The organism is Aliterella sp. E5.1, assembly GCF_057473825.1.
Genome location: NZ_JBYCCV010000291.1, coordinates 1 through 1,959, shown reverse-complemented (window position 1 = coordinate 1,959; position 1,959 = coordinate 1). Strand labels below are relative to the sequence as shown.

At 38.8% G+C, this 1,959-nt stretch carries 2 protein-coding genes and 2 pseudogenes; 2 read left to right on the top strand and 2 right to left on the bottom strand.

Annotated features, from left to right (window positions below; all coding sequences use genetic code 11):
• Positions 1-688 precede the first annotated feature (688 nt).
• Both AC2VE5_RS26425 and AC2VE5_RS26420 read left to right on the top strand, forming a co-directional pair.
• On the top strand, positions 689-1,003 hold the full coding sequence (locus tag AC2VE5_RS26425) for a DUF2281 domain-containing protein (RefSeq protein WP_486890518.1): 315 nt from the start codon (positions 689-691) through the stop codon (positions 1,001-1,003).
• Positions 1,003-1,406 (top strand): annotated as a pseudogene (locus AC2VE5_RS26420) (type II toxin-antitoxin system VapC family toxin). The gene AC2VE5_RS26425 and the pseudogene AC2VE5_RS26420 overlap by 1 nt, the downstream one beginning before the upstream one ends.
• Before the next feature lie 94 nt (positions 1,407-1,500).
• Here the strand turns inward: AC2VE5_RS26420 and AC2VE5_RS26415 are convergent.
• Both AC2VE5_RS26415 and AC2VE5_RS26410 read right to left on the bottom strand, forming a co-directional pair.
• Positions 1,501-1,743 (bottom strand): hypothetical protein, encoded by a 243-nt coding sequence (locus tag AC2VE5_RS26415; protein WP_486890517.1) that lies wholly within the window; start codon positions 1,741-1,743, stop codon positions 1,501-1,503.
• Positions 1,744-1,853: 110 nt separating this feature from the next.
• Positions 1,854-1,959, bottom strand: a pseudogene (locus AC2VE5_RS26410) (transposase); the annotation flags it as partial.

Sequence of the window (1,959 nt, the reverse complement as noted above, 5' to 3'; positions counted from 1 at the left end):
ATCTTTGGACAAGGTTGAAGATGAACTTAGCTTAGGTCTATTAGAACTTTGTGCTGACCCAGACCGTCTTCGCTCTCTAACTTTCTTCCCTCCTCTATAGCTACTTTGTTAGAACGCAACTTGGTATCAGTTGTTTGGCGTTCTAATTTTGTGGAGAGTGCGATCGCGCTCTAGATTGTTATAGCTTCTTATTACCGAAGCAACTGCTAAACTTGGACATCAACGCATACGCAAATTAAGCACGCCTATTAAATAAGACATCAATTAATTGTTTTAAATAATAGATGTCTGCGTAAACTTACCTGTTAATAGTTTTACTTTATTTGCTTGATTCAAATACATCAGTAGAAAAGCTGAAATCTATACTAGACAAGGGGAAATGTCATCTGTAGATTCATCATTAAAATAATCTTTTCTCGATATTTCTTAGATTTTTATTGGTGTTCAATTTAAATGTAATTTCCGTAGTTGCCCTGCGCTTTTTCTGATTGGGAGTGAATACGATATGGTATATAGCACATCATGTGCTGCATCCCGCAGCAAGCTCTGGAGTTCATAAAGTCAGATGTAGTCAAGATATCCAACATTATCAACGCATTGTCGTGGCTCTCAAAGAAACCATAGAGATAATGGAAAATATCGATAAAACAATCCCTAGCTTTCCTATTCAGTAAAGAAGGTATTTATTATGACAATCAAAGAATTGCTGCTGCAAGAAATTGAATCATCTTCCGATCCGCTTCTAGAAGAAACACTTGATTTCCTGCGCTTCCTCAACACTAAGCTTGGGTCAACACAACCAGAAGCCCACACAGAAGTATCAGATAGCCAAGTTACCACCCAAACCGATAAACCTGTTCAGTCTACAGGACAAAGCCTTCTAAAGCATCTAAAATCTATCGGTACTTGGGAAGGAGATGACTTTGAAGAATGTCTTGAGATGGTATATGCCACTCGTGGTAAAGCCAAATTCTACTACGATTCCAATCCCTTTGATGAGTAATGTATTTACTAGATACTAACCACTGTAGCGGCGCAATTCTAGGTAATTCTAACATCCTGCGTCGGAAACTGAAAATACTGCGATCGCTACCTGTGTAATCGTACAAGGCGAACTGATCTATATGACAGAACGTTCTCAACGAAGAGAGGGAAACTTAGCCTTAGTTCACCGCTTTCTACAAGGCATATACACTTACAACATCGATGGAGAAACGGCTGACATTTACGGACAAATAAAAACAGCGCTATTTAACCAGTTTGCACCCAAAGAAAAAAGCAAACATCGGAAAACAAAAATCACTGACTTAGGATTTGATGAAAATGACCTTTGGATTCCTGCTGTTGCCTTACAGCATAATCTTACAGTTGTTTCAGGTGACAGCGACTTTCAACGAATTCAATAAGTAAGAACACTATCTCTAGAATCCTGGCTTTAGTAATGCTCTACCAAAATTCTTTGCAAGCTAAGAAAGAATCAATCTCTAAAGTGCTTTTTAGCTAATCGTCAATCGACAAAAGATAGTGTTCTACCATTTCCTCCGCTTGCAGAGCCAAAATAGCCCGCCGCTCTACCAAAGGCTTGCGAAGAAAAGCTTTTCGCTCATCCAAAGTAAGGCTACCTGTATTTTCAGTTCGGTTATTGCTATCCAATGCAAATAATTTCTGTTTAACTAATTCTCGTTCTGCTGGCGAGAGACTAGCGATCGCTTGAACAATCGAATCTACAAATTGAGTATTCATGCACACTCTATCTCAGAAATGTGACTCTATTATAAATTCACAAGCATCTAACTTACTCACAAGCAAGACAAATCAGCACTTTTATGAACTATAGAACCCATTTGACATCTCTAAAAGGCGGCAAGTCGCTTAATCATTAACCTGACGAAGCAGAGATTGAGCTTCGTGGTGGCATTGGTCAAGGTGCGCTCAAAGTTCTTAACGAGGATCTTACAT

Coding starts and splice junctions, on each gene's coding strand:
- AC2VE5_RS26425 (WP_486890518.1), top strand. CDS start 689: ATGACAATCAAAGAATTGCTGCTGCAAGAAATTGAATCATCTTCCGAT.
- AC2VE5_RS26415 (WP_486890517.1), bottom strand. CDS start 1,743: ATGAATACTCAATTTGTAGATTCGATTGTTCAAGCGATCGCTAGTCTC.